Genomic DNA, 23,474 nt, shown 5'->3' with positions numbered 1-23,474 from the left:
ATCACGATAAAGTTTATTCAAGCTGAATCTCACTGTCTTTTGCTCGATTATATTTTTAGTTTATGACAGCTTGATAGAAGATGCTTTCTTTTCTTATGATTAATTGAAGATAAAAAAAGGCTATTGATAAGATCAATAGCCTTTTAATAGCAAAATTTAGAACAATGAATTATTCGTCTAAGAAGCTTCTTAGGTGCTCTGAACGGCTAGGGTGACGAAGTTTACGTAATGCTTTTGCTTCAATTTGACGAATTCGTTCACGAGTTACATCAAATTGCTTACCAACTTCTTCAAGGGTGTGGTCAGTGTTCATATCGATACCGAAGCGCATACGTAATACCTTGGCTTCGCGAGCGGTTAAGCCTGCTAGTACCATGGTGGTAGATTCACGTAACCCTTCGATTGTTGCTGTATCAATTGGTGACTCTGCGCCATCATCTTGAATGAAATCACCTAGATGAGAATCTTCATCATCACCTATTGGTGTTTCCATTGAAATAGGTTCTTTCGCAATTTTTAACACTTTACGGATCTTGTCTTCTGGCATATCCATGCGAGCAGCAAGCTCTTCTGGTGTGGCCTCTCGACCCATTTCCTGAAGCATCTGACGAGAGATGCGATTCAGTTTATTAATGGTTTCGATCATGTGTACTGGAATACGAATAGTTCGTGCTTGGTCAGCAATTGAGCGCGTGATTGCTTGTCGAATCCACCATGTCGCATAAGTAGAGAACTTATAGCCACGACGATATTCGAACTTATCAACGGCTTTCATTAAGCCAATGTTGCCTTCTTGGATAAGGTCCAAGAATTGTAAACCACGGTTCGTGTATTTTTTCGCAATCGAGATAACCAAGCGTAGATTGGCTTCTACCATTTCTTTCTTGGCACGGCGAGAGCGAGTTTCACCGATAGAAATACGGCGATTGATTTCTTTTAGCTGAGCAATCGTTAGGCCTGTTTCTTTTGAAACAGTACGAAGTTTACGCTGGCTGCGCATAAATTCAGCTTCGTTTTCTTCAAGACCTGCAGCGTATCCTGCACCTGAGTCAATTTGCTCTTGTAACCAAGTAGGGTTGGTTTCATTACTTGGGAAGCGTTTCAAGAACTCAGTTCGAGGCATGCCGGCTTTACGGACACACACTTGCATAATTAATCGTTCTTGATCGCGTACTTTATCCATGCGAGATCGAACGCGATTAACCAACTCATCGAATATTTTTGGAACCAGTTTGATTGGCGCAAAACTAATGCTGAGTTCTTCTTGCTTGCTTTGTACAACAGGATCATGTCTGTCGCGAGTTTCAAGCAATACTTTTAATTCTTCATAAATGCGAGAGATGTCGTTAAAACGAAGCGCCGTTTCTTCTGGATCTGGGCCGTTATCCGTTTCTTCTTCTTCCTCGTCGTCAGAGTCATCATCAGAATCATCATCAGCGTTATCTTTTTCTTCTTCGACAGGTGCTTCTTCGAGTAATTCTTCGAAGACAGGCTCTTCGCCATCCCCATCAATAAAGCCGCTAAAGATATCACTTAAACGTCCTTCTTCTTCTTTCACTCTGGCGTAGGTGTCGAGTAATACATCGACAGCACCAGGGAAATAAGAAATTGCAGACATGACTTCGCGCGTACCTTCTTCGATACGTTTTGCTATGGCGATTTCACCTGCGCGGGTCAGTAGTTCAACTGTTCCCATTTCGCGCATATACATTCGGACAGGATCTGTAGTGCGAGTGACATCGCCTTCTACAGCGGCCAATGCTGCCGCAGCTTCTTCAGCGGCGGCTTCATCGGTCGAATCGCCTTCTTCCATCAGAAGGCTATCTTTATCTGGAGCAACTTCCGAAACAGTGATCCCCATGTCATTGATCATGGCGATGATTTCTTCTACTTGCTCTGGGTCAGAAAGGTCATCAGGAAGGTGATCGTTTACTTCTGCAAAGGTTAAGTAACCTTGTTCTTTACCTTTAGCGATCAGCTCTTTGAGACGTGACTGTTGAGTGTCTGGCATTCGACAACCTATCGTTAGAAATTCGTTTGGGAGTTTTCAAGCAGCGGATTATAACAAAATCAATCGCTTTTATCCAGATATTCGTCTTTTTTTGAACGAATTTTGGGTAATAGTTACGACTTTTTACGTCGTATTTGCTCTATTCGATTTCGCCAATCTTGCTTGTCTTGTTCTGTATTTATGGAATCACTTGTCGTGTTTTTCAAGGACTCCATGCCAAGATTTTTTTCAAGCTTGGTAATAACATCAATTACCTCTTGTTGCGGGTGAGGTAATTTGAGCTGAATAGGGGCATCTTTATGGTTGAGCAGGCGATAAATAGCCGATGATATTGCGGGGTCATTTAAGTCAATTAAGAAGTGTCCAATATTTTTACTTGGCTGTTTGTAGAAATAGCGCCAGATCTTGCATAACACCTGTAAGTCGCCTTCTGCTCTATTCACAATGGGATCTGGGATGTCGATTTCTTTAGCAATGTGAGGGTGTAATAAAAGACATAGGGAGGCCTTAGATAGGCTGTTTAGGCTAGGTGGTGCAGGTGGCAGGTTAGGTTCATCTTTTTGAAACTTACCTTTTTTAAAGGGTTTCTTAAATGTGGATTTTCTTTCGCTGCCATAGTCTGTTTGGGGTTCAGAATGTTGGTATCCATCATATTCATTGAATGGTGGAGCCATATCATAATGGCTTAAATCTGGAGTGTCGGTATCGTAGCTATAAGATTCAAGAGCTGACGCATTTGTATTGTTTGTGTTGACTGGAGTGGTGTTGGAGTACGCTGCACTGTGGGGCCTAGTTTTTATGCTTGTATTGCTTAAGGTCTCGCTGTCGATACCAGATTGTTCGCTAAGTTGGCGAATGAGTACGGAGCGAAAGGTTAATTCTTTGGGTATTTGTTGGATTAGACCCATGGCATTGCGTGTGAATTGTGCTTCACCTTCTTCGTCACCCAGAGTCACTTGATTTCTCGCATGATCAAAAAGTACATGAGAAAGTGAGGACGCATCGGTAAGCCGGTTGTTAAATGCTTCTTTGCCTTCTTTTCTTACTAGTGAATCAGGGTCTTCACCTTCGGGTAAAAAAAGAAAGCGAATTTGTTTTTCATCCTGCATGACCGGTAAGGCGGCTTCTAGGCCTCGTATTGCTGCGGCACGTCCGGCTTTATCGCCATCAAAGCAGAGCACTACTTTGCTAACTAACTTAAAAAGTTTGCGGATATGTTGGCTATTAACGGAGGTACCTAGGGTCGCAACGGCATTGGTGATACCATGCTGAGCAAGGACGATAACGTCCATATAGCCTTCTACAACGATGATTTGATCGAGTATGGGGGTATTTTGTTTCGCCTCAAAAAGCCCATAGAGTTCTTGGCTTTTTTGAAAAACAGGGGTTTCTGGGGAGTTTAAATATTTCGGTTTCTCGTCGCCAAAAGCTCGTCCACCGAATGCAATGACGCGGCCTCGAGAGTCTCGAATGGGAAAAATAATGCGATCACGAAAGCGGTCATAATAGTGACCTGGTTGATCTTTTTTCTCGATTAGCATGCCGCCGTGGAGAAGTTGCTCTTGGCTTTCGGCTCGAGTTCCGATGCGTTTAAGTAAGTTGTCCCATCCAGGAGGGGCAAAACCTAAGCCAAATATTTTGGCTATTTGCCCTGATAGTCCTCTGTCTTTTGATAGGTAGTCTGTCGCCTTTTTCTTTTCCGTGCTCTGAGTTAGCTGCTCTTGGTAGAATTGCGAGCTTTCAGAAAGGCGCTTAAGGAGTTCGGCATTTTGCTCATAGCGATCTGGGGCACCTTGATCTCGTGGTACTTCCATGCCAGCATCTTTGGCTAGCATTTCAATGGCATCAACAAAATCTAGGTGGTCGTGTTCCATTACGAAGGAAATGGCGTTGCCGCCTGCTCCACAGCCAAAGCAATAATAAAATTGTTTATTTGGATTGAGGCTAAATGAAGGGCTTTTCTCGTTATGAAAAGGGCAGAGGGCGCTGTAATTTTGCCCTGTTTTTTTTAGGCTAATACGGGACGCAACGACATCGGTTAAGTCGGTTCGAGCGAGTAACTCGTCAATAAACTGATCTGGTATGCGTCCCGCCATAGAATTAACCTAGTTGTGCTTTTACTTGTTTACTAATGGTTGCCATGTCTGCGCGGCCTTGCACTTGCGGTTTTACAATGGCCATTACTGCGCCCATTTGCTGCATTGAGCTAGCGCCAGTTTCTGCGATAGCTGCTTTTACTATTTCACCAACTTCGTCGTCAGTTAGTGGAGCAGGTAAAAACTCACTGATGATTTTTATTTCGTTATGCTCTATTTCAGCTAGATCTTCGCGGCCAGCTGCTAAAAACTGTTGGTGAGAATCTTTACGCTGCTTGTTCATTTTATCTAGAACGGCTAGGACTCGAGCATCGTCTAGCTCGATACGTTCGTCAATTTCAATTTTTTTACACTCAGAAAGAATAGTTCGGATGGTTGTGACGCGCAGTTTATCTTTAGCGCGCATGGCATCTTTAATGGTTTCTGATATGAATTTTTTTAATGCTGACATGAGTTCCTCTTTACTTTCTAGTAGGCAAATATATACGCAAAAAAAACGGCTAGTTTGTTAACTAGCCGTTTTTTTATAAACCTAAATGCAAGAAGCGTCTAGGTAAACATTTGTTTTAAGCAAATTGCCAAACGGCATAGAGGCCTAGTACAAACGTTGGAATTTTTTCTGCTCACGAGAAACTTTCTTAGCGTGACGTTTTACAGCTGCTGCTGCAGCACGTTTGCGAAGAGTTGTTGGTTTTTCGTAGCATTCACGACGACGAACTTCTGCCAAAACACCTGCTTTTTCACAAGAGCGCTTGAAGCGACGTAGAGCGATGTCAAATGGTTCGTTATCTTTTACTTTTACTGCTGGCATGTTTTTACCTTTAATAATGTTTTTTAAGTTTAAGTATTCACAAAAACGGCGTGAATCATACCCGTATTTAATGGGCTTTCAAAGCGCGCTTTTGTTGAACAGAGCAGACCATCCATCAAGATGATCGATTTTTCTAACTCTGAGCAGACTGATGTCGCGTCTGTAACTGTTAATTTTTTACCAAGAGTTGTGTTTGGTCCGCCATATTGCTTGCTTTGAAGCTATGTGCCAAACGAGAAAAATCACCTGCCTTTTAATTTAAACATTGAAAACGCGCGTATTGTAAATGTTTTGACTGCGCCTGTCTAATCTGTTTTACAGTCTGCCGCCGTCAGACTAGATGAGTTACAATATGGACAAACAGATTAATGAGATGGTGTAGATGAAAGTACTGGGTTTAGAAACGTCCTGTGATGAGACTGGCATTGCTATTTATGACACAGAGAGTGGTTTATTAGCTCATAAAATTTACTCTCAAATTGCGCAGCATGCGGAATACGGTGGTGTGGTGCCTGAATTGGCGTCTCGTGATCATGTGCGTAAAACCTTACCATTGATCGATGAGGTATTGCTTGAAGCAGGCATGACGAAAAAAGAGTTGGATGCTATCGCTTATACCAGCGGTCCAGGTTTGGTCGGTGCATTGATGGCTGGGGCGACGATTGGACGTTCTTTGGCTTTTGCACTGAATATTCCAGCACTAGGCGTGCATCACATGGAGGGGCACTTGTTAGCGCCAATGTTGGAAGAAAGCCAACCTTCTATGCCTTTTATTGCTCTGCTTGTCTCAGGTGGGCACACACAATTGGTTCGAGTCGATGGCATAGGTAAGTACCGTCTACTTGGTCAATCTTTAGATGATGCGGCGGGGGAGGCCTTTGATAAAGCGGCTAAAATGATTGGCCTACCTTATCCTGGCGGCCCTCAAATCGCAGCGTTGGCGAAGCAAGGAAATCCTAATAGTGGGCTTAAATTCCCACGGCCTATGACCGATCGTCCGGGGTTGGATTTTAGTTTTAGTGGTTTGAAAACGGCGTTTTTAACCGCTATTCATAGTGCGTTAGATGACGACCGTTGTGATGAGCAATTTAAAGCAGATGCAGCTTTGTCATTTGAAGTGGCCGTGGTCGATACCTTAGTTATTAAGTGTCGTCGTGCACTTGAAGCGGAAGGCTTGAAACAATTAATTATTGCCGGCGGTGTGAGCGCAAATCAGCGCTTAAGAGAACAGCTGGAATCACAACTTAAAAAAGTTAAAGCGAGTGTTTTCTATGCTCGCCCTGAGTTTTGTACAGATAATGGGGCCATGATTGCTTACGCTGGTGCGCAACGTTTGGCCAATGGGCAGTCTTCTCCGCTTGATCTTTCTATAAGAGCTAGATGGCCATTATCTGAATTGCCCCCTATTGAGGAGTGCTAGTTATGAATGATATCGTTTTTATTGAAGGTCTGAATGTTAAGGCTGTTATCGGTGTATATGATTGGGAAAAAACCATTGAGCAAGAGTTGGTGTTCGATCTTGAAATGGAGCATGACAACCGAGATCCTGCACAAGCCGATGATTTATCTAAAACGCTTGATTATGAGGCTATTTCAAATTTCATTATCGCATTTTGTGCTGAACGCCGTTTTGAGCTAATTGAAACCTTAGCTGAGCATTTGAGTGATGAGCTGATTAAAACTTTTCAGATGAATGCGTTGGTTATGACGTTACGTAAACCGGGTGCGGTAAAAGCGGCGAAGGCTGTTGGCGTTAAAATAGCGAGAAAAAAAGTAAGCGCTTACTGATCGGTATGCTCGATAAAAGAGTTAGCTTGTTCATTTAGTGTGGTTATTCTGGTTGCTTTGAGTGCTAGGCCAAGCTCAGCGCCACTAAACCCTTGTTTCATTAAACTTGCTGCATTTATTTTGGCGATGCTGTTGCGCAAATCTAGCCATTGATCTTGGTGAGTATTCGTTAGTAGGCTTAAAACCTCAATCAGACGTTGGTATGGTTGAGGTTTTTTTATGGCGCTGACACTGGTTAGCCAGCTTTCCCATTGCTCGGCAGGCATTGGGATTTTTTGATTTTCTCTAAAATGGCGAACTTGCTCTGCTAACACTTTGAATTGATTTGGGCATTTTAGTTGTTTTTGCAGGCTTTCTAATGCGCTTATTTGAGTGTGTTGGCACAGTAACGACCACCGTTGTGGTGCGGTTAAATGGGCTTCTTCTAGTTGGCATCGAATACGCTGGCTGGGTTGCCAAACAAAACCTGGAAACAAGGCATCTAATGCGTTTGCTTTTTCAAGAACATCAAAAAATACATAAGCATTAGGGGTTGAAAGCGACTTTTCTAGTTCTTTCCATACGCGCTCAGGACTTAGGCTAGAAAGCTCTCCTGATAAGCTGATCGTCTGCATTAAGCTGAGTGTTTCTGGGGCAATATTAAAGTCAAAGTCGGCAAAGCGTGCGGCAAAACGTGCGATGCGCAATACTCGCAATGGGTCTTCGATAAAAGCACTAGAAACATGTCGAAAAAGGCGTTTTTTAATGTCTTCTTGACCATGGAAAGGGTCGATTAGTTTTCCGTCTGTATCTTGGGCAATGGCGTTGATGGTGAGATCGCGGCGCTCTAAATCCTCTTCTAATGTGATATCTGGTGAGAAGTCACATATGAAGCCTGTGTAGCCTTGACCTTGTTTTTTCTCTTTGCGTGCCAGCGCGTATTCTTCTTTGTTTCTTGGGTGCAAGAAAACAGGGAATTGTTTGCCAACTTGTTGATAGCCTTGCTTTTCTAGCTCCTCAGGGGTTGCGCCAGTCACGACCCAATCACGATCTTTAACGTCTAGCCCAAGTAATTTATCTCGAACTGCGCCACCAACTAGATATACCTGATACTGAGCCATGTTTTAATTAACTACCTAATTCGCATTGTTCTGGAAACATTGCGCTCCATTGGCTATAGCCGCCGTTTAGTGAGTACACTTCACTAAAGCCTTGGGCTGCAAGGTATTCAGCTGCCCCTTTACTGCTATTGCCGTGATAACAGCAAACAATGATTGGACGAGATTTATTACTGGTTTCGATGAAGGTTTGTACATTGTCATTGTCGAGGCTAACCGCATTAATAATGTGGCTATTTTGATAGCTAGTTGCGTCGCGGATATCCACAATGAGAGCATCGTTTTCTATGATTGGAAGCGCGTCAGAGACGTCAATGCAGGTATAGGTCATATTGTTTTCCGATTTGTTGAACAAGGGGTACTAAAGCTTTGTTTATCTTCTAAGCGAAGGGCTGTTAAGCTCCCGCCCCAGACACAGCCAGTGTCTAAAGCATGTATTCTGTCTATATTTGTAATGCCTTCTAGCGCCGCCCAATGGCCGAACACAATATGGCAATCTTCAGGTAGTTTGTTGGGGTAGGTAAACCATGGAGCGTAACCTTTCTGCGCGGTCGCGGGACCTTCTTTACTTTTAAGATCAAGCTTACTGTTTTCATCACAAAAGCGCATTCGTGTTAAATAATTAGTAATGGCTCTGAGTCTATCCATACCTACTAAATTTTCGTCCCATAATCTGGGTTTGTTACCATACATAACGGCGAGGAAGTCATCTATGTGATCCCCATTAAGTTGATTTTCTACTTCTTTGGCTAGTCTTTGAGTCTGCGTGAGTGTCCAACAAGGCGGTATGCCCGCATGTGTCATTATGGTATTTAATGACGCATCATAGTGGCAAAGTGGTTGTTGTTTTAACCATGAAATTAACTCGTCTCGATCACTCGCTGTCAGAATATTAAATAGGGTGTCGTTTCGTTTTAGCGTGCTATGGCCGTGTGCTACCGCGATTAAGTGGAGATCGTGATTGCCAAGAATGACTTTGGCGTTATCACCAAGTGACTTTATGAAACGCAATGTTTCAAGCGATTCAGGGCCGCGATTAATGAGATCGCCGGCAAACCATAGTTGGTCTTGATTTTGTTTATAGTTGATTTTTTCAAGTAAATCAAAGAGAGGCGTCAAACAGCCTTGTAAGTCGCCAATGGCATACGTTGCCATAATAAAACCTCAGTGTACCTTATTTGGAACAGACAGAGTGAATGGACGAACTGGCGCATCGAACTCAGTGCCATCATCCGCGATAAAACGATAGCTGCCATGCATGCAGCCAACAACGGTATCCATAACCGTTCCGCTGGTGTATTGAAATGACTCGCCAGCGGCTAGGTGAGGGTATTCTCCCACTACGCCGCTACCTTTGATTTCCTGAACTTTTTCGTTGCCATTGGTAATTACCCAATGTCTGGATTCAAGCTTTGCGGACTCGGTGCCACAGTTTGTGATGGTAATGTGATAAGCGAATACAAACCTGGATTCAGAGGGGGTTGATTGCTGTGCTAGATATTCTGTTTGCACTGAGATGGCAACATCGTGCTTTAACATCTAGGCTTCCTTGTTATGAACGAGGTTAGCAATGCGTACAAAGTCTGCAACATCTAATCTTTCTGGGCGCAGGCTAGGGTCTATTTCTAGCAACTCAAAATCTTCGTTATCCAATACGCCTTTATAGTTATTACGTAACGTTTTTCGACGTTGATGGAAGCCAATTCTGACCGTATCCTCAAGTGTTTTAATGTCTACGACAGGAAACGGAAGGATTTTATGGGGTGTCATTCGAACAATGGCAGAGTCTACTTTTGGTGCTGGATCAAAGGATTCTGGGCCAACAATAAAGAGTGATTCCACATCGCAGTAATATTGTGCCATGACGCTTAAGCGGCCATATAAACTGTCACCAGGGCGAGCGGCTAGGCGATCTACTACTTCTTTTTGTAGCATGAAGTGCATGTCTTCAATTGCGCTTGCTTGGCTTAGTAAATGGAAAATAAGCGGTGTTGAAATGTTATAAGGTAAATTACCAACGACACGAATTCGTTGTTCTGTCGCAAGTGAAGCAAAATCGAATTTCATTGCGTCTGCTTCATGAACGGTCAATTCAGGAAATCGAAACAAATTTACTTTTAGTATAGGGATTAGGTCGCGGTCTAGCTCGACAACGTCCATGCGTTCGGTAACGCTGATAATGCCTTCTGTTAAGGCACCTTTACCGGGGCCAATTTCAACAATTTTTTGGCCTTTTCTAGGGCCAATACAAGCAACAATACGACGGATCACACCGTGGTCGTGTAAGAAGTTCTGGCCGAAGCGTTTACGTGCTTTATGGGATTGTGGTTTGCTCATTAGGAATGTTTTTTCGCGTTATTGGCCATATTGATGGCGTGTTGAATGGCGACTTTTAAACTGCCGTCATTGGCTGCGCCTGTTCCTGCTAAATCAATGGCTGTGCCATGATCCACCGAGGTTCGAATAATGGGTAAGCCTAACGTAATATTTACGGCATTACCAAATCCTGAGTATTTTAACACAGGTAAGCCTTGATCGTGATACATAGCTAAAACGCAGTCAGCTTGATCTAAGTATTTAGGTGTGAAAAGAGTGTCAGCAGGTAATGGACCAATTAAATTTAGGCCTTCATTTCTTAATCGCGAGAGCGTTGGGATGATGACATCTATTTCTTCCATGCCTAGATGTCCATCTTCACCAGCATGCGGGTTTAAGCCGCAGACGAGAATGCTGGGAGACTCGATACCAAATTTTGTCTTAAGGTCGTGATTAAGAGCATGAATGACCAGCGTTAGGGTTTCGTCGGTAATGGCTTCTGAGACATTCTTTAATGGCAAATGTGTGGTGGCTAATGCGACCTTCATTGCATCAGTGGCGAGCATCATAACAACGTGTTTAGAGTGGCAGAGGTGTTGAAAAAACTCAGTATGTCCAGAGAAATGTGTTCCGGTTTCGCACAAGATGCCTTTATGAACGGGTGGGGTAACGACGGCGTCAAATCTTCCCTCTAGGCAACCTTGTCCTGCGATTTCTAGTGTTTTTAGAACATAGGGCGCATTGGTAACATCAAGAAATCCCGCCTGGCTTGGCTTGTTTAATTCAACGGGAAGTATGTAAATCGCCCCTTTCTGATGTGCTATTACTTGTTCGGGAGAATCGATTGTTATCAGAGTAGGCTCAAGATTTAAGCACTTTGCTCTTGCTTTCAGTAGTGTCGGGTCTGCGAGAACAACAAGACGAGCATCGAATGATGTAGTCATCAATGCGCTGAGGATAATATCAGGGCCAATGCCGGCAGGTTCACCGGAGGTAATGGCAATAATAGGCATTTCTTTCTTCTCGTCTTGTTGCATCATCTACGTACTTATTCCTTTATATCGATAAAAGCATCCGCTTTCAATTCGCCTAACCAGTTACTTAGTACCACGTCTTTTTTCTGTGCCACTAAGGCTTGCTCGGCTTTAGCATCTTGAACCTTTTTACTAATATCTGCTTTGCGACGGCCTTCTACTTCAACGATGTGCCAGCCAAATTTCGTTTGGAATGGTTGGCTGAAGCCGCCTATCGGTGTTTCATCCATCACTTTTTCAAATTCTGGAACCATGGTTCCAGGTGATGTCCAACCTAGCTCTCCACCTTGTAAAGTAGAGCCTTGATCTTCACTGTATTTTCTTGCTAAATCACCAAAGTTTGCGCCTTTCTTTAGTTGCTGATAGATATTTTCAGCGAGCGCTTTGGTTTGTTGCATATCTCGAATTTCGTTTGGTCGAACTAAAATATGTCGAGCTTTGGTTTGCTGTTGGATCGTTGTAGACGGTGAACGTTTAGCAATTAACCATAGTAAGTGAAAACCAGCATTACTCTGTATCGGGCCTACTAGGGCGCCTGTCTTGCTATCATCAAGTGCTCTAACAAATAGTGGAGGAAGTTGATTTAATGGGCGCCAGCCTAAATCCCCGCCTTCAATAGCGAATTGGCCATCTGAATTGGCAATGGCTTGGTTTATAAAGTCATCTTCGCTATGGATTTTTTTAGCGATGGCTTCAATTTTGGCTTTAGCTTCATCAGGGTTGCTAGAGCGAATCAGAAGATGTCTTAAATGGACTTCATCTTTGTCCTTACTCAAGCTGGTATCAGAACTTAAGTAGTCATTAATTTCTTGCTGACTAATAGAAATTCGTTTGTTAATGATTTCTTTTTTAATGTTACTAATGAGGATTTCTTTTTCAATCTGATCACGATAGCGACTGTAATCGACACCTTGTTTAGCAAGAACTTGCTTTAGTCCATTAAGATCAAGATTCATTCGTTGAGCAACGCCTAGAATTGCTTTATCAACCGTGTCGCTAGAAATTTGCATACCAACACTGCGGGCATAATTGGCTTCTAGGGTTTCATCAATAAGTTGGTTTAATATTTGACGGTGAATATTAGGTGTCATTTGACCACCTGGAATTCGACTTTTCACAACATTAAATCGCGCTTGAATATCGCTGTCTAAAATAGGTTGAGAGTCAACGATAGCAGCAATGCCGTCCAGTTTTTGAGGTGCTGCTTGTAGGCTTTGAAAAGGCGCTATAAATAGAGCCAAGCTTAATATTAAAGAAAAGATTTTCATCATTAGTATCCAGTTTTCCCTTTGTTCCAATAATCGTCAGCGATGCTAGAAGTACTATTATCTTTAGCACCAACACTGCTTAAGCTGCGTAAACTAAATTGTAGGAAGAAGCCGTTTTCAAAGACGCTGTCGTCATTAAGCCAGCGTTGATAGCTTGCAGAGACTTTTAGACAGCAGTTTTCGTAGCCTAAGCCTGCGACTTCTTTCGTGGTTCTATTTCCCATAAAGTCATAGGTGTGTTGTAAAAACATTGACCAGTTTTGATTAAGTGGGAATATAGTTCCGATATTTGTCTGGTTGGCGTCGTCATCAGAATCTTCGTTATCAATGGTATAAAGATAACTTAAATCAATCTTAACTTCGTCAACTGGTTTCAATTTTACAATAACTTGAGTAAGGGTCGAATTACCATCCCCTATGTCATAGTTAGCATTAGCCGTTAGGCTGAATCGATCGCTACCTGTGTAGGTTACGGATGCCAGTAATGGGCTTGTGCTTGAATCTGCTATTGGGGTGTTGCTGCTAGTGGTACCACTGACAGAAACGAAACGATCTTTTAGGTATTGGATTTGTCCCAGTTTAAAGGCCCAGCGTTCGTTGTTGTTCTCATCATATAAACGACTTTCAATCCCTAAGGTAAACTGTTGTGTATCACCGACGCGATCATTGCCGCTTAACCTCTCATGACTGAATGCCTGCGAATAGTTTAGTACCGGTGTGCTGGCATCAAAATCAGGAATAAGGCTTTGATCTTCATAAGGTGAGTTTAGGAAGCTTAATTTTGGAGTCAGTGTCTGACGCCATGTTTTGTCATTGTTCAAGATGCTGCGTTCAAAGGTAGCACTTGAATCAAAGTATGTAGATACATGGTTCAGGCTTGTATCGTAATCTGAGTTTGTGGTGTATTTATGAATAGAGTACTGACGATTTTGCAGTAAAATACCAGGAGTAAAGCTGCCCCACGCGTTACTTAAATTGAGTTTTATATCCTGGTTAGCCACAGTACGCTGACCATCAAAATCATTTTCGTCAGGATCGTAAAAGTCAGTGTATTGGCCTTCTATACTGTAATCTATAAGATCAGTCGCATAGCGATAAGAGGCATCAAGGCGAGGTAACCAATCAAAAGGTTTGTCGTTTGAAGGGTCTGGTGTTTGATAGCGCCGAACTTTTGCTGTACTGCTAAAATTTCCATTATTAAAAGAAAGGTATCCGCTCCTTTCATAATTATCTTGTTCGCCTAAAGACGTAGTATTGGTATCAGGAAATTTGTCTTCAGTTGGATTGTCTTCTAATAACAATCCAGTGGAGAAATATTTATTCAGTTGCTGATCTGTTTTTAGTTTTCTCAGCGTTTGCTCACCTTCAGCATTATCATCAAAGGTAGATTGTTCGTAGGTTGTTTGGCCATATTTACCTAAATGTCTAAGCTCAAGGTCAAAGCCTGCCCCTTCTTGTTGGACGTAATTGGGGGTGATTGTTGCATCGTAATTAGGAGCAATATTCCAATAGAAAGGCGCGGAAACACTTAATCCCTTGCTGCCAGATAGGCCAAAGCTAGGGAATAGAAAACCAGTTTGGCGAGCGTTATTTAACGGGAATCTTAGCCAAGGAAAGTAAAAAACAGGCACATCATGAATGCGGATTTGGACATTTTCAGCGGTACCAAAACCTTCGCTAGGATTAAGCTCAATAGCGGTACCATAAAGTTGCCAGCTTTCTTCTGTTGGCTCACAAGTCGTGTAGTACCCTTGATGAATGAAGATAATGCCGTTTTTACTGCGAAGTAACGATTTGGCAGCACCACGAGCGCCGGTATCTAGGCTGACAAATTTCGCGTCTACAAACTCTGTAGGTGAATCATCAGTGCTTGAGAGGTAGCCACTGGAACCACGAATCATTTGACTTTTTTGTCTTAGAACAACATTGCCATCAGTTTTATAATACTTGTCAGGAACGCCTTCAATCTTATCTGCTTGTAAAGTAGAGTTAGGTTGAATAATTTCAGCGGCTCCATTGAGGTGAACGACACCTTCTTTGTCTCGATAAATTAGATCTGCCTTGAGGTTGGTATCTTGTGAATTAGGGCTTTTCCACTGATCTATATAAGACCCACGGCAGTATCGTCCAAGTTGAGCTTGCTGATCGGCAGGTAAAGATTCTCTCGGAACCCAATCCCATTGATTCGCATGAGCCAAAGGTATGATGAAAAGACTTTGAAAAATTAAAGCGTAAATGCGTGAATGCTTAACCATGCAGGGTATACTTGTCGCCAAATGATGATTGTCCCAAATTGGACTCTGCCCCTAGTTGGGTCCTTGTGTGAGACAAATGATAATCTAAGCAGGCCACTACGGGCTACCGATTCTGGAGAAATATCTTTATGTGGAAGTTGATTGGTGCAATTTTAGGCACCATCTTGATGGGGTTCTGGGGAGGACTACTAGGCTTATTTATCGGCTCTATGCTAGATAATGCGCAGCGTGGTGGTGCTTTTGTCGGTTTACGTGGGCGCGCAAATGTACGTCAACAACAGGAAACTTTTTTCCGTACATTATTTTTATTAATGGGGCGTTTAGCCAAGTCTGATGGCCAAGTATCGGCTGCAGAGATCCAATTAGCTGAAGCGGTCATGCAGCGATTGCGTCTTTCGCCAGCGGCTCAGCAACAAGCGCGCCAGTTATTTAATGAAGGTAAGTCGGCTAATTTCGATCTTGTTACTGTATTAAGTCAGTTTAAAGAGGTAGTGGGGCCCGGAGATTTAACGCGCACTTTGCTTGAAATACTATTGGTATCTGCTTATGCCGATGGCCACTTCAGCGTTGAAGAGAAATCTTTAGTTTCACAAGTTTGTGCTTACTTGGGTGTTTCTGTTGCCGAGTTTGAAAGTCTTCATGTGCAAATTAAACAACAGGCACATTTTAGACAAGGGTATCAGTCATCTCCTAACAGTGCGGATTCAAAGGACCTGTTGAAAGCGGCATACGATGCGCTTGGCGTGAGTTCTGATATGAGTGATGGTGATATTAAGAAAGCGTACCGTAAATTAATGAGCCAACATCACCCTGATAAACTTAGTGCAAAAGGTTTGCCAGATGAAATGATTGAGCACGCAAAAGAGCGTACTCAAGAAATACAGTCGGCGTATGAGATGATCAAAAAATCTCGTAAATAAAAAGAGTGTTTTTCGTCGCGTTATGATTAAGGGCTTTTATAGAAAAGCCCTTTTTTATATTCAGGGAGAGATTTTAGTTGATCAATTTGAGTGGTATTTTGTTTTAAGAACCCACGAACTAGTTGAATGTTTTGTTGTTTACTCTCCGCTCCGCTTCCAGTGGTATCTAGTTGAATAAATTCCCCTGTATCGCCTTTACGTTGATTGGCGGCTTGTTTACGCCACACAGAAAATCGATGGGCTTCAGCAGAGCGGTCAAAATAAGTATCTAATACCGGTTGTTCTATTAACGAGAGATCTTGCGCTAAAAAATAGTCACTGACTGTGCGTGGAGATTTTATGTCAATTAAGATGAGAGCGTCTCCCATCGTTTTATTCTGTGCGAGAAAATGCATTGCGTAAGCAGCGCCAGTGCCGTAACCGATAAAAACAAATTGTTTATTACCTTCAGCTTTAGCGCTTGAAATCGTGGCTTGTATGCGAGCAAAAACGACGTTTTGATTGGGCAGCAATGGCTCTGTTTGTGTCGGTGCTGTGCTATTGGCTGAGTGTGTTTCTACCGCTTTAGCGCGTTTTGTAATATCAGGAATTTCAATCGACAGAGTGCACCAACTGTATTTTGGAAGTGCATTTCGTAAAGGAGAAATGACTGTTGGCCAGTTAGGGTGTTCATTATCAGAGTGAAGAAGGATAGCGCAACCTTGTTGATCCCCCGTTAATGCCTTCCTATGCAGGGTTAGGAAATCGGATCCTTCTGCTTGAAGAATCTTGATTTGATAATCTAGGTGGTTTTGTTTTAAGTTTGTTTCTAACGCTTGTAAACGTGCTTTTTGAGGTGTTGGGATAACTCGTTTGTTGTTTTGTTTTTCGGCAGCTTTGTTTTCTGTCGTGGACGGTGCACTCGGCGTTGTGTTCGCGGCTTGTGTGGGCGCTACTTCGTCATCGGCAGAGATGGCGTGCGGTGACATTAACAGCGCAAAGCCGAAGATAATGGTATTAATAAATGGTCCGTTATTTTTCTTCATTGTTACCAATACTTATTAAGTGTGCCTTGTTAAAATGGACGAAATACCACGATATTTTCTATTTTGTCACTGCTGGAGCCAGATATGAATGATTTTATTATCGCCCCTTCGATTCTTTCTGCGGATTTTGCCCGATTAGGGGAAGAAGTCGATAAGGTCTTGGAAGCGGGAGCCGACATGATTCACTTCGATGTCATGGATAATCACTATGTCCCTAATCTAACGATAGGGCCTATGGTCTGTAAAGCATTACGTAAACATGGTGTGACAGCAGATATTGATGTTCACCTTATGGTAAAGCCAGTAGATCGTATGATAAGCGAGTTTATTGATGCGGGTGCAACAAGTATTACTTTTCACCCTGAAGCGAGTGAGCACATAGATAGATCGTTGCAGATGATAAAGGATGGTGGGTGTCGAGCTGGTTTGGTTTTTAACCCTGCGACAACACTGCATCATTTGAAATATGTCTTAGATAAGATCGACATGGTGTTGCTAATGTCTGTGAACCCTGGCTTTGGTGGGCAAACTTTTATTCCAAAAACCCTTGATAAATTACGTGAAGCAAGAGAATTGATTGATTCTACTGGCCGTAATATTCGCTTAGAAGTTGATGGTGGTGTCAGTGAGAAAAATATCGCTGATGTAGCGAGAGCCGGAGCGGACACTTTTGTTGCGGGCTCGGCTATCTTTGGTAAAAAAGACTATAAAGCGGTGATTGACATGATGCGCCAAGAATTAGCGAGTGTGCGTTAATGAAAACACCACGACATTTTAAAAAATGGTTTGATGGTTGGCCTGAACTCGTTTGTTTCGATTTAGACGGCACCTTGGTGGATAGCGTTCCAGATATCGCGTTATCAGTGGATGCTTTTCTTGCTGAGCAGGGTGCTCCATTAGCGGGTGAAGTGTTGGTGCGGAGCTGGGTTGGTTTTGGTTCAGCTAAGTTGATTGAACAGGCAATGGCGTGGGCAAATATTGACCCAAATAAACACGAAGAGTGCTATCGAACCTTCTTGAAATATTACTTTGAACACCTCTCTGATAGAACGACGCTGTACCCTAATGTAAAAGAGTTGTTAAAAGCCTTTAAACACCAAGGCGTTCCTGTTGCTTTGATTACCAATAAGCCAAGTGTTTTTATTAAACCTATTTTAGATTATTTTGAGATTACCGAACACTTTGGTTGGTTTTTAGGGGCTGATACTCTTGAAGAGAGGAAGCCGTCTGCTCTTCCGTTGTTGCACTGCAGTGAGGCGATTGAAGCTGAACCAGAAAAATGCTTGATGATCGGTGATTCAATCACAGATTTTCGTGCCGCGAATAACGCGGGCTTTAAATGTGCTCTTGTGACCTACGGTTACAATCAAGGGGTGGATCTACTGTCTCTTGGTGCCGATGCTGTGATGGATGATTTAGCCGAGTTATTGATTTAGTCATTATGAGTGGGCCATTATTTGTCTCGCCTTAAAATCGTTAATGTATTTAGGGCGAGACAATAGGCTTTGTTATTACGTTAAAAGGACACGGTTAAATTCCCTTTTTCTATCGCTGTTGAATTATGTCTTTCTACTATTTAATTGAATTTGGCTGTCGGGTGCCATGTGGACAGTGTGAGTTGGGAAGGCCACTTCAGCGCCATGCGATTCGATAATAGTCATAATCTTGAATAGTACGTCTTGCTTGACGTTATGGAAGGTTCCCCAGTCGACCGTTTTGGTGAAAGTATAGATAAAAAAGTCTAATGAAGAAGGGCCAAACTGGGTGAAATTCACCATGTAAGTTTGATCCGTATCTAAGTCTTCATGGGCTGCAATCATGTTTTTCACTTCGGCAATTATGTCGGGAAGTTTGCTAAAGTCATCATAACGAACACCGATTGTCTCATTGATTCGACGGTGGCTCATCCGTGAAGGATTTTCGACAGAAATTATTGAAAAGGTAGAGTTTGGGACATATAAAGGACGCTTGTCGAAGGTTCTAATTCGAGTCTGACGCCAGCCGATGTTTTCTACTGTTCCTTCGATATTTTTGTCTGGAGAACGAATCCAGTCGCCGACCACAAACGGTCTGTCTAAATAGACAACCAAGCCGCCGAAAAAGTTGGCCAATAGATCTTTAGCAGCAAAACCCACAGCAATGCCACCTACACCGCCAAACGCTAAAACTCCGGAAATACTGTAGCCCAAGGTTTGAAGAATAACGAGCAACGCAGTGATAATGACAGACACTCTTAGCAGCTTACTGATTGCACTGGCGGTCGTATAATCTACCTTAGTCTTTATTTTTTCAGATGTAGTTAGTGTTCTTTCGGCTTCTTTAATGCATCTAAGGACGAACCAAACAAGTAGGACAATGACGCCAACTTCACGAATAACATTAACTAACGATATGAATTTAGGATCCAGTTCTGTTCCTGAAATTTCAGCCGCAATCGTAATGCCAATTAACCAAATAAACATACCAATGGGTTTTTGGGCGGCTTCAATAAGTATGTTGTCCCAAGGTGTTTTTGTTTTATCCAGCTGATGATTAATACGCTCTAATACTTTCATTACGATGAAGTTGATAAAGAGTGTCAGTAGTACAGTCAAAAATACACGTACTACCCAGTGCATTTTTGAATCACCTAATCCTAAGTATGTTTGTATCGTTTCCCAGGTCATTATGTGTCTTTTCCTTTTTTAGTGTTTTGCTAAAAAAATCAGAGTAAATCGTTTAAAGAAGAAAGAGGGTGCCTAATCCCAAAAAGGCAACAAAGCCTGCAATGTCAGTGACTGTCGTTAAAATAACAGAGCCAGATAAAGCTGGGTCTATTTTTAGTTTGTCTAATATTACTGGAATAATGACGCCAGAGAAGGCCGCCATAATGATATTGACAATAATCGCCATTGCAATTACGGCGCCTAGCATGGGGCTGTCAAACCACCATAGGGTGACAACTCCGATAACAATAGCCCATAAAATGCCGTTTAAAATCCCTACTTTTAACTCTTTTTTGAGTAAAGATTTTAGGTTGCTGCGGGTGATTTGTCCGAGTGCTAAGCCGCGTACAATAAGAGTCAGAGTTTGACTGCCTGCTATCCCTCCCATAGAAGCGACAATGGGCATCAATACGGCCAAGGCAACAACTTGCTGTAATGTTGCTTCAAAAAGGCCTATGAAAGAAGAAGCAAGAAAGGCCGTTAAAAGGTTGATGCCAAGCCAAATTCCTCGAGTTGCCGCACTGCGTTTTACCGGCGCAAATAAGTCGGATTCTTCATTTAAACCTGCTGTTGACATTTGTTGAGTTTCATTCGCTAAGCGAAGACTCTCTAGGGCTAGGCCAGCATGAAAACGGCCTAGTAAAATGTGATTTTCATCAACGACCGGAAGAGCAGATAGTTCCGCCCTCTCAAGTTGTTCCGCTGCTTTAGTGAGTTCTGTCGTCGCCAAAATAAAAGGGCAATCCTCATCGATTAGGCTAGAAATGGGATCGTGGTCTTGAACTTTAAACAGTGCGTCGAATTTTACACAACCAACCCATCGTCCGGTACGATTTACCAGATAGATCATGTCTGTGTAGCTCGGTGTGTTTTTTTTAAGCAGGCGTAACGCTTCCGATGCGCGAATGCTTTGCGACGTAATTAATAGCTCGTGATCCATCCAGCGACCAACTAAATCATCATCGTAGATAATGCCTTTTTGGTAATATTCACGTTGCTTGTGATCCATTTGGTTAAGAGCGAGATCAACCATTTTATCTGGTAATGAATCGGCTATTTCCAGCAGATCTTCTGCCTCTACATCGGCAAACAAGGCTTCTATATCAGACTCATCGAGTTCTTTTAATAAAAGTCGCCTAGATTCGCCACGCATTTCAACCAAAATATCGAGACGATTGGCTTGTTTGATGTTTTGCCAAGCTTTTGTTCGTTGTACGAGAGGGATTGATTCTAATGCAAGAGCGACATCGTCAGGAGTCAATTCGGACATGGCTTTGCTGATGGACTCAGAAGAGTGTTCATCTTGAATTAACGCTTCAATAAGGTCTGCAACTTGGCTATGCACAGGATATCCTTTACAACCGAAAAATAGAGAGAATAGTGGCGAGTTGTTAGTTTGAAGTATAATGGTAACAGTTTCAAACAAGGCTTTGTTTTTACGATGTTTTTGATCAAAAAATAAAGTAATCTTTACTTTTCATAACATGGTATTACGTTTTTATTTGTATAAATAAGCAATAGGTTCAAAACCAATCAAAGGTATTAGTCTTCGTTACTTAAATCCTTTAAAATCGTCCCTTGTCTGTTGCTTCTCGTGTACCTTTAAGTGAGGTGGGCGTTAACGAGGATGCGTTGTATTTACTATCGATTAATAATTATATGAGTATCAAAGAGTTAGACATAATATGCTGCTAATGATCGATAACTACGACTCTTTTACTTATAACTTGGTGCAATATTTTCGCGAATTAGGCGCAGACGTTAGCGTCTATCGAAATGATAAAATCACCATTGAGGACATTGAGCGACTTGCGCCTTCTCATTTGGTTATTTCTCCCGGCCCTTGCACACCCAATGAGGCTGGTATTTCAATGGATGCGATTCGCGTATTTGCAGGAAGAATTCCTATTCTAGGTATTTGCTTAGGTCATCAAAGTATTGGGCAAGTCTTTGGTGGGGATGTAATTCGTGCTAAAAATGTCATGCATGGAAAAACCTCTCTTATTTATCATAATGAGACGTCTGTGTTTCAAGGGGTGCCAAACCCTCATCGAGCGACTCGTTATCATTCTCTCGTTGTTGCTGAAGCGACATTGCCGGATTGTTTTGAAGTGACAGCTTGGACAAAGAGCCAAGATGGTAAACGAGATGAAATTATGGGGATGCGACATAGGTCCTTACCCATAGAAGGGGTGCAATTTCACCCCGAATCTATTTTAACTGAGGCGGGACATGCCTTGTTAGCAAATTTTTTGACGCGATAGGAGAAAAGGGTGGATATCCAACAAGCAATTGCGGCTGTAGCAGATCGCCAAGATTTGACAAGTGATCAAATGCGCCTTGTGATGAGCGATATAATGACGGGAAAAGCCACTCCTGCTCAAATTGGCGGTTTTTTAATTGGCCTAAGAATGAAAGGCGAAACCGTAGATGAAATCACAGCAGCAGCGCAGGTAATGCGTGAATTATCTATGAAAGTAGAATTGTCATTAGATCATGTGGTTGACACTTGTGGTACAGGAGGCGATGGCGGTAACTTATTTAATGTCTCAACAGCGGCGGCGTTTGTCGTTGCCGCAGCTGGCGGTAAAGTGGCTAAGCACGGTGGTCGTTCAGTATCGTCAAAGTCAGGAAGTGCAGATGTATTGGAAGAAGCTGGTATTTTTCTTGATCTAAGCGCTGAGCAAGTTTGTCGTTGTGTCGAAGAAATTGGCTTAGGTTTTATGTTTGCGCCTCATCATCACTCGGCAATGAAGTACGCTGTGGGGCCTCGAAAAGAGATGGCAACACGGACTATTTTCAATTTGCTTGGTCCGTTAACCAATCCTGCAAATGCAAAAAGCCAAGTGATGGGCGTGTTTTCAAAAGAATGGGTTCGTCCTATTGCTGAGGTTCTTAAAGCCTTAGGCAGTGAGCACGTTATGGTTGTGCATTCTAAAGACGGCTTGGATGAAATTAGTATCGGTGCACTGACCTATGTTGCTGAGTTGAAGAACGGTGAAATTACAGAATATACCGTCTCTCCAGAAGATTTTGGTATTCCTCTTCAGTCACTTGAGTTGATTCAAGCGAAGGATGCGACCGATAGCCTAGCGCTGGTTAAAAAGGCGCTTGAGGGGAAAGGGGTTGATAATCCAGCTCGTGATATTGTTGCTCTGAATGCCGGTGCGGCCATTTATGTTTGCGGAATTGCAGGCACTCTAAAACAGGGTGTGGAAATGGCAGAAGATATGATTGGCAGTGGGTTGGCGAAAGTGAAGCTTTCTGAATTAGCGAGCTTCACTCGTTACTATAAAAACGCTGAGTAAGCAAAGCGAAGGACATCGTTGTTATGCAAGTAGAAATTCCAACAATTTTAAAAAAAATCGTAGCGCGAAAATTTGAAGAAATAGAAGAACGCAAAACGAAGAATTCTTACGCGAATTTAGAAGTTGCCGTTACTGTGGCGAATGTACACAACGCGCCAAGAGGTTTTGCTCAAGCTTTACGAAATAAAATTGCTCTGGGAAAGTCTGGAGTGATTGCTGAAGTCAAAAAAGCCTCGCCTAGTAAGGGGGTTTTACGCGAAAGTTTTTCGCCTGCTCAGATAGCTAAATCTTACGAGCAACATGGTGCAGCTTGTTTATCGGTATTGACGGATCAAGATTTTTTTATGGGTCATGAAGACTATTTAGTCGAAGCTCGTAATGCGTGCAAGTTACCTGTCATTCGCAAGGATTTTATGGTTGATGAATATCAAATTATGGAAGCTCGAGCTATTGGGGCTGATTGCATACTGCTAATAGCGGCTTGTTTAGATGGCCTGCAGCTGAGAAAATTTGATGCTCTAGCGCGTGATCTAGGAATGGATGTACTGGTAGAAGTTCATAATAAAGCAGAGCTAGACCTTGCTTTAGAAAATACCGACACAGAGCTATTAGGGATTAATAATCGAGATTTACATACGTTCGATTTAAGTTTAGATCATACCTTCGAGTTAATGAAAGGTGTCCCTGATAATCGTCTTATTGTGACCGAAAGTGGTATACATTCTCGTGATGATGTTGCTCTTATGCGTCAAAACAATATAAATGCCTTTCTTGTTGGGGAAGCTTTTATGAAAGCGCAGAACCCTGGTGAGAAATTAGCTGAGCTTTTTGACTAAAAGT

At 42.5% G+C, this 23,474-nt stretch carries 23 protein-coding genes; 8 read left to right on the top strand and 15 right to left on the bottom strand.

The annotated features are described in order from the left end of the window. Window positions 1–169: 169 nt before the first annotated feature. The 4 genes from rpoD to rpsU form a co-directional block, all read right to left on the bottom strand. Window positions 170–2,011, bottom strand: a complete 1,842-nt coding sequence (gene rpoD, locus V6259_RS05495; RefSeq protein ID WP_341583643.1) for an RNA polymerase sigma factor RpoD — start codon at window positions 2,009–2,011, stop codon at window positions 170–172. Window positions 2,012–2,124: 113 nt separating this feature from the next. After that, a complete protein-coding gene (gene dnaG / locus V6259_RS05490) occupies window positions 2,125–4,107 on the bottom strand; it encodes a DNA primase (RefSeq protein ID WP_341583642.1) in 1,983 nt (660 codons plus the stop codon). 4 nt (window positions 4,108–4,111) lie between these two features. After that, window positions 4,112–4,558: a GatB/YqeY domain-containing protein gene (locus tag V6259_RS05485; RefSeq protein WP_341583641.1), complete on the bottom strand. Its 447-nt coding sequence runs from the start codon at window positions 4,556–4,558 to the stop codon at window positions 4,112–4,114. A 144-nt stretch (window positions 4,559–4,702) separates the two neighbouring features. Beyond that, window positions 4,703–4,918, bottom strand: coding sequence for a 30S ribosomal protein S21 (gene rpsU / locus V6259_RS05480; protein ID WP_009835737.1), 216 nt, complete (start codon window positions 4,916–4,918; stop codon window positions 4,703–4,705). A 382-nt stretch (window positions 4,919–5,300) separates the two neighbouring features. Between rpsU and tsaD the strand changes: the two genes are divergently transcribed. Further along, window positions 5,301–6,338, top strand: a complete 1,038-nt coding sequence (tsaD, locus tag V6259_RS05475; protein ID WP_341583639.1) for a tRNA (adenosine(37)-N6)-threonylcarbamoyltransferase complex transferase subunit TsaD — start codon at window positions 5,301–5,303, stop codon at window positions 6,336–6,338. 2 nt (window positions 6,339–6,340) lie between these two features. Continuing rightward, complete coding sequence (folB, locus tag V6259_RS05470) at window positions 6,341–6,706, top strand: dihydroneopterin aldolase (RefSeq protein WP_133012666.1); 366 nt, start codon at window positions 6,341–6,343, stop codon at window positions 6,704–6,706. Here folB and V6259_RS05465 read toward each other — a convergent pair. Genes V6259_RS05465 through V6259_RS05430 form a run of 8 tightly spaced genes read right to left on the bottom strand, consistent with a single transcriptional unit; the run spans window position 6,700 to window position 14,676 of the window. After that, window positions 6,700–7,806 (bottom strand): tRNA nucleotidyltransferase, encoded by a 1,107-nt coding sequence (locus tag V6259_RS05465; protein ID WP_341583638.1) that lies wholly within the window; start codon window positions 7,804–7,806, stop codon window positions 6,700–6,702. The two genes, folB and V6259_RS05465, sit on opposite strands and share 7 nt — an antisense overlap. Before the next feature lie 7 nt (window positions 7,807–7,813). Further along, window positions 7,814–8,134, bottom strand: a complete 321-nt coding sequence (gene glpE, locus V6259_RS05460; RefSeq protein WP_341583637.1) for a thiosulfate sulfurtransferase GlpE — start codon at window positions 8,132–8,134, stop codon at window positions 7,814–7,816. Beyond that, on the bottom strand, window positions 8,131–8,958 hold the full coding sequence (locus tag V6259_RS05455; protein WP_341583636.1) for a symmetrical bis(5'-nucleosyl)-tetraphosphatase: 828 nt from the start codon (window positions 8,956–8,958) through the stop codon (window positions 8,131–8,133). The genes glpE and V6259_RS05455 overlap by 4 nt, the downstream gene beginning before the upstream one ends. Before the next feature lie 9 nt (window positions 8,959–8,967). Continuing rightward, on the bottom strand, window positions 8,968–9,342 hold the full coding sequence (gene apaG / locus V6259_RS05450; protein WP_133012670.1) for a Co2+/Mg2+ efflux protein ApaG: 375 nt from the start codon (window positions 9,340–9,342) through the stop codon (window positions 8,968–8,970). After that, entirely contained in the window at window positions 9,343–10,140 is a 798-nt protein-coding gene (gene rsmA, locus V6259_RS05445; protein ID WP_133012671.1) for a 16S rRNA (adenine(1518)-N(6)/adenine(1519)-N(6))-dimethyltransferase RsmA, read from the bottom strand. Continuing rightward, the gene (pdxA, locus tag V6259_RS05440) at window positions 10,140–11,156 is read right to left on the bottom strand and encodes a 4-hydroxythreonine-4-phosphate dehydrogenase PdxA (RefSeq protein WP_341583685.1); all 1,017 of its coding nucleotides are present in this window, start codon (window positions 11,154–11,156) and stop codon (window positions 10,140–10,142) included. The genes rsmA and pdxA overlap by 1 nt, the downstream gene beginning before the upstream one ends. 11 nt (window positions 11,157–11,167) lie before the next feature. After that, window positions 11,168–12,424, bottom strand: coding sequence for a peptidylprolyl isomerase (locus V6259_RS05435; RefSeq protein WP_341583635.1), 1,257 nt, complete (start codon window positions 12,422–12,424; stop codon window positions 11,168–11,170). Next, window positions 12,424–14,676 carry an LPS-assembly protein LptD gene (locus V6259_RS05430; protein WP_341583634.1) on the bottom strand — a complete coding sequence of 751 codons (2,253 nt, stop codon included), beginning with the start codon at window positions 14,674–14,676 and terminating at the stop codon, window positions 12,424–12,426. Before V6259_RS05430 ends, V6259_RS05435 begins: the two co-directional genes overlap by 1 nt. A gap of 128 nt (window positions 14,677–14,804) precedes the next feature. Here V6259_RS05430 and djlA point away from each other — a divergent pair, with 128 nt between their 5' ends. After that, a complete protein-coding gene (gene djlA / locus V6259_RS05425; RefSeq protein ID WP_133012674.1) occupies window positions 14,805–15,596 on the top strand; it encodes a co-chaperone DjlA in 792 nt (263 codons plus the stop codon). Between the two features lie 26 nt (window positions 15,597–15,622). Here djlA and V6259_RS05420 read toward each other — a convergent pair whose 3' ends face one another. After that, window positions 15,623–16,621, bottom strand: coding sequence for a DUF3530 family protein (locus V6259_RS05420; protein WP_341583633.1), 999 nt, complete (start codon window positions 16,619–16,621; stop codon window positions 15,623–15,625). 84 nt (window positions 16,622–16,705) lie between these two features. Here V6259_RS05420 and rpe point away from each other — a divergent pair, with 84 nt between their 5' ends. Further along, window positions 16,706–17,377: a ribulose-phosphate 3-epimerase gene (gene rpe / locus V6259_RS05415; RefSeq protein WP_341583632.1), complete on the top strand. Its 672-nt coding sequence runs from the start codon at window positions 16,706–16,708 to the stop codon at window positions 17,375–17,377. Continuing rightward, window positions 17,377–18,057 (top strand): phosphoglycolate phosphatase, encoded by a 681-nt coding sequence (locus tag V6259_RS05410; protein WP_341583631.1) that lies wholly within the window; start codon window positions 17,377–17,379, stop codon window positions 18,055–18,057. The genes rpe and V6259_RS05410 overlap by 1 nt, the downstream gene beginning before the upstream one ends. A 123-nt stretch (window positions 18,058–18,180) precedes the next feature. On the opposite strand, the gene V6259_RS05405 is transcribed toward V6259_RS05410, so the two are convergent. Together V6259_RS05405 and V6259_RS05400 are read right to left on the bottom strand one after the other, a co-directional pair. Beyond that, on the bottom strand, window positions 18,181–19,287 hold the full coding sequence (locus tag V6259_RS05405) for a mechanosensitive ion channel family protein (protein ID WP_341583629.1): 1,107 nt from the start codon (window positions 19,285–19,287) through the stop codon (window positions 18,181–18,183). Window positions 19,288–19,339: 52 nt separating this feature from the next. Beyond that, complete coding sequence (locus V6259_RS05400; RefSeq protein WP_133012679.1) at window positions 19,340–20,671, bottom strand: magnesium transporter; 1,332 nt, start codon at window positions 20,669–20,671, stop codon at window positions 19,340–19,342. A 340-nt stretch (window positions 20,672–21,011) separates the two neighbouring features. On the opposite strand from V6259_RS05400, the gene V6259_RS05395 reads away from it, so the two are divergent. Genes V6259_RS05395 through trpC form a run of 3 tightly spaced genes read left to right on the top strand, consistent with a single transcriptional unit; the run spans window position 21,012 to window position 23,470 of the window. After that, a complete protein-coding gene (locus tag V6259_RS05395; RefSeq protein WP_133012680.1) occupies window positions 21,012–21,590 on the top strand; it encodes an anthranilate synthase component II in 579 nt (192 codons plus the stop codon). A 9-nt stretch (window positions 21,591–21,599) separates the two neighbouring features. Then, window positions 21,600–22,634: an anthranilate phosphoribosyltransferase gene (gene trpD, locus V6259_RS05390; protein ID WP_341583627.1), complete on the top strand. Its 1,035-nt coding sequence runs from the start codon at window positions 21,600–21,602 to the stop codon at window positions 22,632–22,634. A 23-nt stretch (window positions 22,635–22,657) separates the two neighbouring features. Next, window positions 22,658–23,470 (top strand): indole-3-glycerol phosphate synthase TrpC, encoded by an 813-nt coding sequence (trpC, locus tag V6259_RS05385; RefSeq protein ID WP_341583626.1) that lies wholly within the window; start codon window positions 22,658–22,660, stop codon window positions 23,468–23,470. The last annotated feature ends 4 nt before the right edge of the window (window positions 23,471–23,474 follow it).

It is taken from the genome of Marinomonas sp. TI.3.20, from assembly GCF_038155025.1.
Classification (GTDB): domain Bacteria; phylum Pseudomonadota; class Gammaproteobacteria; order Pseudomonadales; family Marinomonadaceae; genus Marinomonas; species Marinomonas flavescens.
Note: the sequence above shows the minus strand (reverse complement) of the source record. Positions and strands in the feature narration are given on the sequence as shown.